This is a genomic window from Vibrio sp. SCSIO 43132 (genome assembly GCF_019904195.1).
GTDB lineage: Bacteria > Pseudomonadota > Gammaproteobacteria > Enterobacterales > Vibrionaceae > Vibrio > Vibrio nigripulchritudo.
Map to the genome: position 1 here is coordinate 1,199,916 of NZ_CP063199.1, position 13,868 is coordinate 1,213,783.

At 46.2% G+C, this 13,868-nt stretch carries 12 protein-coding genes and 1 CRISPR repeat array (1 of these 13 only partly in view); all 12 genes read right to left on the bottom strand.

Annotation, left to right across the window (positions count from 1 at the left end; genetic code table 11):
- Nucleotides 1-225: direct repeats of the CRISPR family, unit length 28 nt; unit sequence TTTCTAAGCTGCCTATACGGCAGTAAAG; it begins 583 nt to the left of the window's first position.
- A 155-nt stretch (nucleotides 226-380) separates the two neighbouring features.
- A complete protein-coding gene (locus INR79_RS05420) occupies nucleotides 381-737 on the bottom strand; it encodes a hypothetical protein (RefSeq protein ID WP_004405999.1) in 357 nt (118 codons plus the stop codon).
- A gap of 141 nt (nucleotides 738-878) precedes the next feature.
- On the bottom strand, nucleotides 879-1,817 hold the full coding sequence (locus tag INR79_RS05425; RefSeq protein WP_223096295.1) for a ChaN family lipoprotein: 939 nt from the start codon (nucleotides 1,815-1,817) through the stop codon (nucleotides 879-881).
- An 87-nt stretch (nucleotides 1,818-1,904) separates the two neighbouring features.
- Nucleotides 1,905-3,884, bottom strand: coding sequence for a Fe(3+)-hydroxamate ABC transporter permease FhuB (fhuB, locus tag INR79_RS05430; RefSeq protein WP_223096296.1), 1,980 nt, complete (start codon nucleotides 3,882-3,884; stop codon nucleotides 1,905-1,907).
- A complete protein-coding gene (locus INR79_RS05435) occupies nucleotides 3,885-4,796 on the bottom strand; it encodes an iron-siderophore ABC transporter substrate-binding protein (RefSeq protein WP_223096297.1) in 912 nt (303 codons plus the stop codon). It abuts the gene before it with no gap.
- The gene (locus tag INR79_RS05440; protein WP_223096298.1) at nucleotides 4,790-5,557 is read right to left on the bottom strand and encodes an ABC transporter ATP-binding protein; all 768 of its coding nucleotides are present in this window, start codon (nucleotides 5,555-5,557) and stop codon (nucleotides 4,790-4,792) included. Before INR79_RS05440 ends, INR79_RS05435 begins: the two co-directional genes overlap by 7 nt.
- Nucleotides 5,558-5,568: 11 nt before the next feature.
- Nucleotides 5,569-6,282 (bottom strand): siderophore ferric iron reductase, encoded by a 714-nt coding sequence (locus INR79_RS05445; RefSeq protein WP_223096299.1) that lies wholly within the window; start codon nucleotides 6,280-6,282, stop codon nucleotides 5,569-5,571.
- 78 nt (nucleotides 6,283-6,360) lie between these two features.
- A complete protein-coding gene (locus INR79_RS05450; RefSeq protein ID WP_223096300.1) occupies nucleotides 6,361-8,502 on the bottom strand; it encodes a TonB-dependent siderophore receptor in 2,142 nt (713 codons plus the stop codon).
- Between the two features lie 229 nt (nucleotides 8,503-8,731).
- Nucleotides 8,732-9,628, bottom strand: coding sequence for an AraC family transcriptional regulator (locus INR79_RS05455; protein WP_262415384.1), 897 nt, complete (start codon nucleotides 9,626-9,628; stop codon nucleotides 8,732-8,734).
- A gap of 112 nt (nucleotides 9,629-9,740) precedes the next feature.
- The gene (gene rlmA, locus INR79_RS05460; RefSeq protein WP_223096302.1) at nucleotides 9,741-10,559 is read right to left on the bottom strand and encodes a 23S rRNA (guanine(745)-N(1))-methyltransferase; all 819 of its coding nucleotides are present in this window, start codon (nucleotides 10,557-10,559) and stop codon (nucleotides 9,741-9,743) included.
- Between the two features lie 145 nt (nucleotides 10,560-10,704).
- Nucleotides 10,705-11,049, bottom strand: a complete 345-nt coding sequence (locus INR79_RS05465) for a hypothetical protein (RefSeq protein ID WP_223096304.1) — start codon at nucleotides 11,047-11,049, stop codon at nucleotides 10,705-10,707.
- Between the two features lie 105 nt (nucleotides 11,050-11,154).
- The gene (locus INR79_RS05470) at nucleotides 11,155-12,156 is read right to left on the bottom strand and encodes a DUF2860 family protein (protein ID WP_223096306.1); all 1,002 of its coding nucleotides are present in this window, start codon (nucleotides 12,154-12,156) and stop codon (nucleotides 11,155-11,157) included.
- A gap of 57 nt (nucleotides 12,157-12,213) precedes the next feature.
- Nucleotides 12,214-13,866: an ATP-binding protein gene (locus INR79_RS05475; protein WP_223096308.1), complete on the bottom strand. Its 1,653-nt coding sequence runs from the start codon at nucleotides 13,864-13,866 to the stop codon at nucleotides 12,214-12,216.
- Nucleotides 13,867-13,868 lie beyond the last annotated feature (2 nt).

The following is a 13,868-nucleotide window of genomic DNA, read 5'->3' on the forward strand; positions in this document are numbered from 1 at the left end:
ATTTTCTCTTCTTTGTTTTTCTAAGCTGCCTATACGGCAGTAAAGATTTTGCCCGCCACAAACCCCGCGTAATTGTGTTTCTAAGCTGCCTATACGGCAGTAAAGACGTTATTTTGGCGAGAGTTCGACTCAATCAATTTCTAAGCTGCCTATACGGCAGTAAAGAAATGAACATTATTTCGGTAGCAAATCAAAAATTTCTAAGCTGCCTATACGGCAGTAAAGGGTAGAGCATAGCGCTGGAACGACTGATAGGAAAGGGGTGATGCAAGGATTACGGCAAAAACCCTATTTTTTTGAATTTAATTAACTTATTAAAAATCAAAAAGTTAAAATATTACTAAAAAATAGGGTTTTGATTATAGGTTTATGGCGAAAAGCTAAATCAAAAGCGCAATGATGCCGCCAAGTGTTGCCGCTGCGGACAAATATTGCCCCGCGGAATAGGAGGTATCGTCTTCTTCTTTAAACTTGTCTGGGTGATCCATCCCTAGTGCGCCATGGGCGAACGATTCGACTTTATCACCGACGCTCTTATCGCCTACAGCTACGCCTTCTTTCTCGATTTGTTGTAATGCTGCCAGCAGAGCCTTGCCTTCAGCAGACAAGGTCACTTTGTTCTGTTCCACTTTGACGGCAGAATTCGCGACGGCTTCATCGGTCGCTTTAGCATTCGTGCTGCTGGTGGTTGCAGTGGCTGGCGTGACTCGCACTGGCTCTGATCCAATCGAAGTCATATTGTACTCCTCAATATGTCCTGAATACTCTATCGGCAAAGGTTAGAAAACCTTGACTGTTTTTTCTGCCGAATTTGATAGCTTCTTGTACACAATGGTCAAGAAGCTAGCAAAAATCAGTCCAGTTCTGAGGAGAGGGATTTACTTGATGTCGCAATTCAAGCCAGCATTTCGCTTACCTAACTGGTGGTAAGCTTTCATGCGGTTTTCTTGCTTGATGTAACGAGGCGGAAGCTCTGAGACCAGTACTTGGTATCCGATAGCACTTTCTGAAATTTCAGTCACAGGGTCGATGACAACTACATTTAAGTCTGGGTTTCGACGCTTGATAGAATGTGCCGTCCCTAAGCCTTCGGTTACGTGAAATTTACCCGCGGTGAGCAGTACTTTTTTACCCTGATTCTGACCAAGGTACTGAACAATACTCTCTGCCATGGTTTCATCCCAGGTAACTTGTGCCGCGTACTGATTTGCGGTTTGCTCAGGCTTTCCATGGTGCATGGATGCCATAAATTTCTGCTTGTATGGCGAATCGCTGGTATCGATGTTTTTGGCAATAAAACCGCGGTCTTCTTCGCTTAAGTGCTCCGTCCAGGATAAGCCTTTTCGACCAATACATTTCACTGTGTTTTTCGGGGCGTTGGCTGCAATCACATCCAAATCATTAGTGTGCGCAAATTCGACAAGAGGGCGGTAGTCGCTGGTGTAGTTTGGCCATGCGTTACCTTGTTTGATAAGGGTTTGCTCACCAATTTCTCCATTAAGGTAATCATTGACCACTGGTTGCACATCTCGTGAAAACTGCTCCATCGCCAGAGCAGTGGGCAGACCCGATTGGTTGAGTGCAGCTAATAAGTCTGTCTGAAAACGGTGGGTTGCAGAATGACCATGCCACTCACCGACCAGAACCACATCCGCAGAAGATAATTCCTCGACAAGATCGTGAAGCGCTTTGGATTTTCCGGAGGCGTAAATTTGATAATCATAGAAGGTATTTATTGCAGACGATGAGTTCTCTGTAGAAGGCACAGCAGAACAGCCTGCAAGAAGAAGCATAGAGAGTGGAATTGTTTTTTTCATAGGGTCCTCCGAAAGAGCTCGCAGTGTATTCTAGCCCTGAATGAAATTCAATGAATGAGAATTGTTTTCACTAAGGGCTAGTTCGAGCTATCGGGACACTTTACTCCGCATGAGTAGAATTAAGAAATAAGAACCGCCGATGATAGAGACCACAATACCGGCTGATACTTGTCCGGGATAGACCACATTCTGACCCAGCCAGTCGGCAAACATCAGCAATGACGCGCCTGTAAAGCCTGCTACCAGCATTTGATCTTTGGCGCGCTTTGCTCCCAGCATTACCGCAACGTGTGGCGCAAGCAGCCCGATAAAGGATACAGGACCCATGGTGGCGGTTACCGCAGCACAAAGCATGGCAACGAGGATCAAAAGAATCTTAAACTTTGAAGGAACATTAAGCCCTCGCGCTTGTGCAAAACCTCTTCCTCCAGAAATCAGGGTTAACCATCGGTGTAACGACAAAGCCAGTCCAGAGAACACTAGAGTACAACCAAAGAGAGCAATGGCAGAGTTAGCTTCCACTCGGTAAGTAGAGCCAGACAGCCAGGTCAGAAGCAGGTAAGCGGTTTCGTTCCCTTGGGCAAGAATAAAGTGGATAAGTGACTCAATCAGTGCAGTTAAAGCGATACCTGTGAGTATCAGCATCCCCGGTGAATATTGGTGTCGTCGACCCAATAAAAGCAGTACCGCCAGAACAGCTAAACAGCCAGCCAAAGCCAGAGAAAACTGCAGTTCAAACAGTGACGTACCAAGCAACATCATGCCAACCACCAGAAACAGGCTGGCACCTGCCGAAATACCCAAAATGTCAGGGCTTGCCAGCGGGTTATAGATAATCCGCTGAAGTACGACACCAGCGATCGCCAAGCCAAATCCGGCGCTAAATGCTGTCAGCATTCTTGGATATTGTTGCTCCCAGACAAATTCGGTAGGCATTTGAATCGTCCAGCCCGAAACGTGCCCAGTGTTATAAACAAACGCGCTTAAAACAACCATGATAAGAGTCGTGAGAGCCGCGATAACTAACGTATTTGAACGGAAGTTTAGGGATGTTTCTGGCAGCGACAGGCTCATTTGCTCCTGAACTTTCAATTTGTTTCGAGCAAACCAAATTAAGACCGGAGCACCAATGAAAGCGGTGACGGTACCTGATGGAATAACACTGATAGAGACCTGATTGATGGCCACCGTTAATGTATCAGTCGCCAGCAGCAGGCAGGCTCCCATCACCATACTGGACCAAAGTTCGGCTTTAGGTGTTCTTGCCCCCGCATATCGGGCGATATTTGGGGCAATCAATCCAATAAAACTGATGATTCCTACCGTTGCGATGGCAGAAGAAACGAGCCAAAGACCAAGAATAAGCAAACATGCAAACGCAGGAATCAGGCTAAGCCCTCTGGCAGCAGCGTTAGTTTGGCCCAGCCGCAGTAATGCCAGAATCCTTGGGGAAACGACGATTAAAACCAGTGCCAACAAGAGTTGAGGGTACAGCCACTCAACTTGCTGCCAACCATTTTGAGCCAGATCGCCCGCACCCCATATAAACAGATCTTTAGCGTATTCGTTGTTGAACAGAGCAATACCTGTTGCGATAGCGCCAAATAAGATATTCACCGCCATACCAGCCAGTACGACCCTTAGCCCCGATAGATCTTTTAAGCCGACGATGGCGATAACCACTCCCAGACTGATCATGGCCCCGATAAATGGAATGAGGATCGAGGCAAAGGCAGTGGTAGGCGGAAGCCAGACACCAGCGATGATCAGAGCCAGCCAGGCACCGGAAGAAGTACCCAATGTGAGAGGAGACACCAGTGGGTTTTGAGTGAGCTGTTGCAACAGGCTTCCCACCAGCCCCAGAACACCGCCTACCATTAAGGCAATCAGGATTCTGGTAAGGTGCGCCTCGGCAAACAGAATTTCCTCAAACTCAGCAGGTTCAAATCCCGATGTCATCAACTGGAATACAATCCCCCATTGATGACCGAGAGTCAGCTCACTGCCAACGTAGCCTGAAACTGCGATCAGTGGGATGAATAAAAAACTTAAGCGTATTGCAGCCATTTATTCACCTGAATCTGGTGCAAGCTCAAGCAGGCTGTTGGTCAAAGCGTCGGCTACGTGAAGCAGAGACATCGCCCCACCATAGTTCCAAACAGGTTCCACCGAGTGTACTTTGTTATTTTTTACAAATGGCATCGCGTTCCACATTACTGACTTTTCCAGCTCCGCTTCTTGATTAAAGGGTTTGAAATACAGCGCCAGACCATCCCCGATACCATACAGTTCTTTCACTCGTTTCTGTGTTACGCCCCATTGTGTGCTTGGCTGAGGGAGTGCCATTTCAAAACCAAGCAGGCTGAGTGCTTCTTGTGTACTGGAATTGTCACCGTAAAGGTAAATGGTTGTTGTACTGGCAAACCTAAATGCAGCGACTTTGGGTTTTGTCTCTGGGTAGTGCTTGTCGAGTTTGGCTTTCATTGCCTCTATTTTGGTGTACATTGCCTCGACTTTTTGTTTGGCAACATCAGCCTTACCGAGCGCGTGACCCATTTGGTGGAAATGCTTGATAGAGCGTTCAACATTACCCGGCTCTTGCTTGTAGGTATGGTAATAAAGTACGGGAGCAATTTTCTCGAGCCGCTCAGTCAGATCGACCTGCGGTGAACCAATAATGATGACGTCAGGTTTAAGCTGTTCAAGCCGCGCCATGTTCGGCTCCATACGCGTGCCAATATCTTCGACAGATTCAGGCACAGCAGGCTTTACTACCCAATTGTTGTACTCAGAGATATCTGGCATTGCGACGGGGGTGACACCCAGTTCTAAGACCTGTTCAGCGATATCCCAGTTGAGAGCTGCCACTCTTACAGGTACTTCCGGCAGGGTTCGTTCTCCACGGCTATCCTGAACTTTGATTTCAGCGCTGACCTGAACAGTAAAAAAGAGTAGGGCAATCAGTGCATTCCTTAACATACGATGGCTACCTTGTGGTTGTGTTTTGGGTGATCGATAAGTGATACGGGGGTGTTGTAAAGTGCAGACAAACGTTGTTCATCCAAAAGAAGTGAATGCTCCCCCTGAAACAACACTTTTCCTTGCTTTAGGGCGATGACATGGCTGGCGAATCGCAACGCCAAATTGAGGTCATGGAGGATAACCAGTACCCCTTTGCCGGACTCCTGATTTAGCTGCTTGAGCAGACTCATCACTTGATATTGATGCTGAACATCTAGCGCTGAAGTGGGCTCATCCAGAATCAGAAAGTTGGATTGCTGGGCAAGTAACATGGCTATCCAGGCGCGTTGCTTTTCACCTCCAGACAGCTGATCAGCGAGCTCAAAGCTCATAATATCCACTTGCGTCTGCATCATCGCAGATTCAATAATTTGGTTGTCTTCACTGTTCCATTGACCAAAGACACCCCGCCAAGGGTAGCGCCCCAAGCGAACCAGCTCTTTGACGTTTAAGCCAGCCACTTCAGGCAGCTTTTGAGGCAGATAGGCGACTTCTTTTGCCAGTGCTTTGGCTGAAAATGTGCTAATTGGCTGACCATTGAGTTCAATTTCACCATGCTCCGGTGCAAACTGTTTTGCCAGCAAATTAACCAAGGTCGATTTTCCTGATCCATTGTGACCCAGAATTACGGTGAAACCTTTGGGGTCAATAGTCAGGCTATCAATGTCCAGTATGATTTTGTCATCTCTGATGACTTTGATTTCGTTAAGTTTATACATAGAGTTAACGGTTAGTTTTTGAGTCTAGGGCAGTCTTCACACAAGGTGCCTTGCGTTGTTTTGTACACCAGACAGCAGCTTTTTCTGACATAAGAAATCATGCCGTTGTCTTCTTGATTGTTACTTTCTCGAATATTGGCGATTTGAGCTAAGGGCAACTGAAATGCGCTGAGCCACATAGCCGCATTGTTTCGAACGTCATCCAGAGAAAGTGAAGGATCAAAGGCTTTGAGCTTCAGACAGCAATTGATGATGGCATCAGCCAATAAGTGTTTCACAAACCCTGGTCTGCAACGGTACTGTTCGTCCAGTTGAACTCGATAGGATTCAAAAAGCTGGCTCAATTGTTCTGCGGCGTGTGGCACGAGCTCGGTGATTTCACCATGCCTGTGAGAAGAGGAGGCGAAGCAGAAACCAGCAATGAAAGTGCCCATTTGCGATTGACCAAATTCATGAAAATCAGGCAGTGTTTTGAACCCGTATACACTAATGAACGCAATATACAAAGGTTGCCAGGTTGCCAGATCCCAACAGCGAGCCAGCCAGTAGCCATTCCCGGCTTCAGGGTGTGCGGTTTTTAGGCTGGAATAGAGCTGTTCGAAAAATGCCTCATTACTGTGCTTGTAACGCAGCATTTTCTCATCTGGTTGGTGTATGTGTCCTGCAAGGTATGGTGAAATTTGCTCGCAGGCACTAAACAGTTGTTGGTGAAATGTATCTTGCACGCCAGTTATCAGTCCTTTTCAAAAACACCAAAAGCAGGAGATGCATAAGCACCACCTGCTTTTATTTAGTGGGTTAGATTAAAGTTCGAATTTAACATTCAACTCCACAGTTCTTTCTTGCCCATACCAGCAGTAACTCTCGTTCCAACAGGTGTAGTATTCCGTGTTAAACAGGTTGTTGGCGACAAAGTTTGCAGATGCGCCTTGTAATGAATCGCTGAACTGGCTTAGGTCGTAGCCCAGAGACATATCAACAAGGGTGTAACCCGCTACCTTGCCAGTGTTACGGTCGTTGGTATCGTTCAGAACAGTTTCACCCACGTAACGAACGCCACCACCTACGCGCAGACCTTGCATAGCGCCTTCGTTAACGTAGTAGTTAGACCATAGGTTAGCGGCATCTTTTGGTACGAATACAGGTACCTGACCTACGTTAGCAGGGTTGTTGTCTTTGGTCGTTTCAATGTCTGTGTAGGTGTAGTTAGCAATGACATCTAGGTTGTCAGACAGCATGGTACGGGCTTCTAACTCAAGACCACGAGAACGTACTTCACCAATAGCCGTGTAAGGTGATGCGCCGTCTTTACGTACACCAACGTTTTTCTTCTTAATGTCGAATAGTGCTGCTGAAGCGGTAGCTAAACCATCTGCTGAAGAGTACTTAAGCCCAGCTTCCACTTGTTCGCCAGTTTCTGGTTCTAGGAAATCTCCGTCTTTGTCTTGTTTTGCGTTTGGTTCAAAGCTTGTTGCAAAGTTTAGGAATGGCGAAATGCCATTATCAAACTGATACATTGCCCCCACGCGATAGGAAAATTTGGAAGCTTTGTTTTCTGTAGCAACTGGTTTAGGCGCAATAATCGTCGTTAGGCTGGTATCTGATTTCACATCATCAAAGCGTCCGCCGGCGATAAATACCCAGTTGTTCCAGAGAACTTGATCCTGGAAGTAACCACCCAGCTGTTTCATGGTGACATCCTGAGTTTGTGACCATGTTTTCACAAATGAACTCGGGTTAGCCAGGTTGTTGTTTGGCGAATAAAGGTTAATACCAGGTACGCCACCAAATGCTTCGTAGATAGCCGTTCCTGTAACTTCGCGATAATCAACGCCAAACAGCAGGTAATGCTGGGAATCACCAACATCGACAAATCCAGCAAGCTGGTTATCAATGCTTAGCCCTTTAGACTTTTCATCTGTGCTGTAGGCGGTACGAGCTAGGTTTCCTGTAGCAGAATCAAATGCACCACTCGCCGTCCCTTCTTGGTATAGCTTCGCATCCATGTAGCGGAAGTTCTGTAAGAAGGTCCAGTTGTTATTGAATTCGTGATTAAACTTGTAACCTGCCAACCAGAAATCGCGTTTTAAGGTGTTGTAATTTACATCACCAGCGTAGGTAGAACGGTCGATTTTCTTTTCTGAATCCGTAGCGGTAATCCCTTCCAAAGGAATCGTGACGTTATGACCCAGTGCCGGATCGTTCTGGTAGTAAAGGTTGAAATTAATGAAGGTTTTGTCCGAAACATACCAGTCAATGGAAGGGGCAAATACGTATCGCTCTTCTTTCACATGATCGATTTGTGTATCAGATTTTCTGCCCAGGGCAACAAGACGGTAAGCAACGTTGTCTGCCAGCGCACCTGTTGTATCGATAGACGCTTCCATCAGGCTATTGGAGCCGGTTGCCAGATTAACTTTAGTGCTCTTATCCAGTTGTGGTGCTTTGGCGATCACGTTCACCATACCGCCTGGAGGCATCGTTCCGTAAAGAACGGAAGTAGGTCCTTTGAAAATTTCTAAACGTTCAATAGCAGCAGGGTCGATTTGTGGCTGAACGTTCCAACCCGGAAGCATTGGCAGCATCAAGCCATCGTAGTAGTTGTCAGAAGAGCTGAAACCACGGATGTTGACCCAGTTAGAAAGCACAACAGCGCCACCTTTGTTTTCAGTCGAAACGCCTGGAGCGTAACGCAAAGCCTGCATCACTGACTTGTTGCCGCGTTGTTCAAGTTGTTCGCTTTCAATCACATTCAGTGTTTGTGGCGTTTCTTCTGGCTCTAATACGGTTTTAGTTGCCGTATTTCGATACGTTTTACCAAACACTTCAATGGTTTCAGTTTCCTCAGTGTCCGCCACGGCAAAGGGGGTATAAGAAAAAGTCGCAGCAACAGCAAGCGCAATAAGAGAGCGGCGCAACGTCGGATTGTGGGTTGTACGGTTCATTGATACCTCAGCTATGTCCTTAAATCAGCCAAGTGTCCACGTCGTTTTATCAAGGAGGAGCGAGAGAAGCCCTACAATAGGGGGGCTCGGGTTCGTTAACGTTAGTCGCTAAACGTATGCCTTATTATTGTGAACACAAATGATAATGATTATCAGGTGAGAATCATATAGATTTCGCTGAAGTGAAAATTAACAATTTGGTGCAACTCTCATTTTATTGAGTCAGTGCTCAATAATCTTTAAGGATGGGGAACCAGTATTCCATATAAGATGTGTCACTGATTGCATTAAAGCGGTGATCGTAAAGTTCAATCTCATACCCATCGACACCCTGATACCCGGAATCGGGTAACCAGAAAAGAATAAACCACTCGACTAAATCGCTCAGTCTATCGATAGGTCCATGCACCGGAAGCACGGCGTAGTCGTGTTCTGGAATAAGGAGTGGTGTGAGTTTGTCTTTCGTGCGCTGGCTAAGAGTTTCGGAATCCAGCCCTGCCCAGTATTCAAGCCCTTCTTCTCCCAAGACGCTATGAGTGACATCAATGACACCGAGCTGTGGAGATAAACCACGAACTTCTTTGTTATTCGTGTGTAGGTTTTCCCATATCTCAGGAACCTTTTGCTTGAAATCTGGGGTTTCAGCAAACAGCCCTTTTATGGGTTGCTTAATGCCATATAGGGTAGAGGCTTGTCGATGCTCAATCCGGATTTGGAAATAGTCGCTATCAGGTTGAAACTTCGGAGCAGAGGCGCTGGGTCGAACCAAGGGGATCTTGATGCCATTACGGTTCCCTTGTTGACGGTAGGCTCTGGGGCTGAGACCAAAATGCTGTTTAAAGGCGCGGGAGAAACTGATTTCTGAATTGAAGCCAAAGGCTAACGCAATATCGACCACTCGATCCTGAGAGCTCAATACCTGTTCTGCGGCCAGACTGAGCTTAATTTCTCGCACATATTGCGCTACGTTGAGCCCGGTTTTTGAATGGAAAACCCTTTGTAACTGCCAGCGAGACCAGCAGCTTTGTTTGGATAAATCTTCCAAGGTCAAAGGCAGGTCAACATTGCTATGAATATAGCTAAGCAGTTTCTCAATCCGATTGAGTGAAGGGTCCGTTACGCTCAAAATAATGTTCAGTGACGATATACAGTATGTTCAGACTTTATCATAAATTGCTGACTTTCTAACCCTTCAAAATTCGGGGAATTAGGGGTAATAAATAAAAGGTCAGCAGTCCTTAACCTTTTTGATAAACACGAATCATAAAGTCGGCTTCACAGTCAAAACACTCTGAGGCAGACAGCGTTTGTCGGAATTCGTCTGTTGCTTTCCACGCGAATGGTGTCATCTGCAGCAAATCCAGAGCGTCACCGCCCTTTAGAGGCATGGTGTAATGAATTTTTTTCTCGTCGGCAAGGGTAAAGCCTTCCAGTATTTCGGGTGATTCGTCATGCAGCCTGACTTCCTCGTAAATCCCCTGTCTCAACTGAAAGAGATGCCGCGCTGCTGGAGTAACCGTAATCAACACGCCTTTATCGCTGATAACTCGGCTTAGCTCTTCTGCTTTACATGGGGCATAGATTCTTAGCACCGCATCTAAAGACTCGTCGCTAAACGGAAGGCGGTGGCTGGAAGCGACACTGAACTGACAATTTGTATAACGTTTAGCAGCATAACGAATGGCGACTTTGGAAATGTCTAAACCGAAAACACGAGGTTCAGAAAGTTTATCCGCCAGATGTTTTTCAACTAAATCGGTGTAATAACCCTCTCCGCAGCCTATATCCAATAGTTGCCCTTGTGAGCTGTTTACCCAGTGGCTGCACGTTTGGGCGACAGACTCTCGTAAAACCTGATAGTGCCCGCTATCAAGAAAGCGCCTGCGTGCCTGCGTCATTTCTTTGTTATCACCAGGATCTTTGGAGCGTTTATGATGCGCTGGCATCAGGTTAACGTAGCCTTCTTTCGCGACATCAAACTGGTGGTTGTTCTCGCAGCGATAGGTTCGTTGATTCAACTCCAAATCGTTTTGGCAAAGGGGGCACTGATATGTCATGTCAAACTCAAAGACGCAAATTGGGGGCAAATTTTAGCGGCAATAGCGATAAATAAAAAGTGTCTGGCAGGGAAGAACCTAAATAAAAAATACCCAAGCCTCTATGAAGACTTGGGTATCGAACTTTTCCGTAGTAAGACTCGAGTTATTCGCGCAATTCGTGAATAAGCATTTGTATGCGCTCTTGCTGCTTCTGTGGTGCAGGTAATCGCGCTGTAACCATAAATACGCTTACTTTGGTCACCACGTTTTTGGTGACTTCTTTTGCTAGACTGCCCGATGAAATGTGATAAGTGACATGTTCGTCTTCACCCGCTTCGCTTTTCATCATGTTTCCAAACCATTCCCCCTGAAACGCAGGAATAACTTTTTCCAGAGAAGGTGCGGATACGGGCAGAAAATCTAAGATGTTGTCCTGAGGAAATCGGCTGCAACCTGTCAGTACCAGTGTCAGAGACACAAAGATGGTCAAAATGGTTATTTTACGCATAGATTTCCTCCTTAAAAATTGGGTTTGCAAGCCCTGTTTGGGGGCAACAAACCCTAGACCAACGACAGAATGTCGTCACCATTGTGGTTTCTACAGGTTTACTTATTAGAAGTAATAAATGACACCTGTAGCAATGTACTGACTCTTTGTATCATGGAAGTTGATGTCGGAGTCTTCGTTACTCACACCACCAATAACGCTCAGGCTAAAGTTCTCATAGCCAAAAGGTTCATTGTAGGTGTAGATACCAAACAGGTTGGTAACCGTTGTATCTTGTTTTTTGTCGAACACAGGGTTCAGCGTGTCGAAGTCTCGCTTGGCTAAACCTGTTTGCAACACAAAGCTATGTTGTTCGTAGCCGTACTGAAATGCCAACTCTCCCGACAGCTCTTTGAAACTGTGAGCATCCCCTTTGGCATCCCTGAGCGTATATCTGACAGCAGGCATAATCGCGAAAGAATCACCTAGTGGTACAAGGGTTTCAACACCAAATCGCTGAAAATCACTGTTTCTGTCTAGCTTCTTCTGCTCGGCAGAGGTCAGCCCCTGACTTTGCCCCGATTTTTCGTCGTCCACATCATAAGTGACGAATGCATAACGCAGTGTTAGCGGCAATGCAGTATCTGGTGAATAAGCGATTCGACCGCCGTGAGCGTTAGAATGTGTGGTCTTTCTTTCGCTACCAATCAGATAAGGGTCTTCCCATACTTCACTCACACCCGGAACTTTCGGGAAGTACGCGGCAGTCAATAAGCCAATGCCTTCCTGATAGTGGTTCACACCCAGCTCGGCTTGAAACTGTTCGCTGGTTACCTGATCTTCACTCTGACCAAGGTAAAATTGTGTGTACCCACTATCGAGTGTGTATTCCACCCGAATAAAAGGGAAGGGGAGAAACGCGGAAACCGACTTACCGTTGCTATCCAAAGAGTCGGCAGTTTTGTTGTCATCATGGGTGTTAGATTGCGATGTTTCGGAACCGTAACCAAGGTTTGCAGAAAGGATAAACTGCCATCCAGGTTCAAAAGGTGTTTCCTCATACGACGCGAGAGTGGGTGCACTCAGTGTTAAGCAGAACAACCCGATGGACTTATGTAAATTCTTCATCCTTGTACCTATTACTTTCTGTGATTAGAGATTCTAGTTTGATTAATTCCTGTTCACTCATCCATGCTCACTTGTAGACGAAATGTGACGGTTTGTGACCGCTTGTGCTTGGTTTGGTGAATCGCTTGTTAAGGGCTTATTCCAGGTGATGATGAATTTTGCACCACCTAATTCAGATTGTGATACGTTAGCTTCGCCTTCGTGCCAATGCGCAATCTGTTTGACTATTGCCAGACCTAATCCATGCCCTGTGCTTGTATCTCGCTGTTCATTATTGACTTGGGTAAAGGGATCGAAGATGGACTGCCACATATCTTGAGGTATACCAATCCCGTCATCTTCAACAATGAGTACCCAGTTGTTTGGGTGACGCTCAAGTGTCACCTGAATGGTTTCTTCTGCAAACCGAGCCGCATTGGCGAGCAAGTTGTTCAGAGCTCGTATCATGGCTCGTTGATCCACCATGACTTCGCTTTCCTTCAGCAATGAAGAGCATTGAAAACTAACGGAGAGCTCAGGGTGCTCCAACTGAAAGTGATTGATTTCAGAGCGTAAAACCGGCTCAAGTATGCAAGGGGCGATTTGTTCAGCGCTCGGTACTCGAGAGTAGCGAGACAAAATTAAGGTTTGGTTAATCAGGTGGTCCAGATCATCGATACTTTTCTCGACTACCCCGTTATATTTTGCTCTTTGCTCGTCACTGAGTTTGTTATCGTTCAGCATTTCAAAAGCAAAACGCAGACGGTAAAGAGGTGTTCTTAAATCGTGTGCAATGGCATTGGTCAGTTCTCTGTGACCCAATATTAACTTTTCAATATTGTCCGCCATTTTGTTGAAAGAACCACTTAACTGCGCGACTACAGACATACGGGAAATTTTGGCCCGGGACTGAAGCTCACCTCTTCCATATGCATTGGTGGTTGCCGCTAACCTTTTCAGATCTCGCCACAGAGGTATGGCCCACAGGAACATACCAGCGGCTATGCAAGCCATGATGCCCATGATGATGTAACTTGAGAACTGTAACTGCAGCTTAGTCGAGTTATGCTCGAAAATTTTGAGCACAATTCCCTCTTCGATTAGCGCATAAAAAACAATCTCGTCATTTTCGCTGAGCTCTGCGGCTATTTCACCCGCCAGAAGCTTTCTCTGTTCTTCTTCGGATAGTTTAACGCTATCGATTTTTTCAAAAGTGGCGATAACAGGCAAAGTCTCGGTGAGTTTACGAAGCCCTTCTTCACGCTGCTCTTTTGGCAATTCCAGTATCTGTCTTCTCAGCAAATGAAGTGGACCTTTTGCGGCCATTTTTCCGGCTTCATGGACGGCTAACTCTACTGCAAAATAAACCGCCTGATCGCTTTCTCCAACGCGTTTCATTAGTGCGGGTGGGTCACCAATGTGATAAATCATTTCACCGTCACTGATGAGTGCTTTGTTCGAATCTGTGAAGGGAAAATCAACAATCGAGACCACATCCAGTTTGTGACCGAATTCAGGTTGAAGTTCGTCAGAATAACTTTTCCATTCTTCTTTGGGCAGTTTGAGAAGATCATCTTCGAGAGTGTATAGTGTGGGACCGTAGACTTCGGTATAAAATTTGTGCGCCATGCTGTTGCCAATCTCATTGAGAGGCACAGAACCAAATGGACTGAATACCAGCGCGATAGGAATCAGAATGACCAGCCAAAGTATTGAAAATGCTTTTATCATGA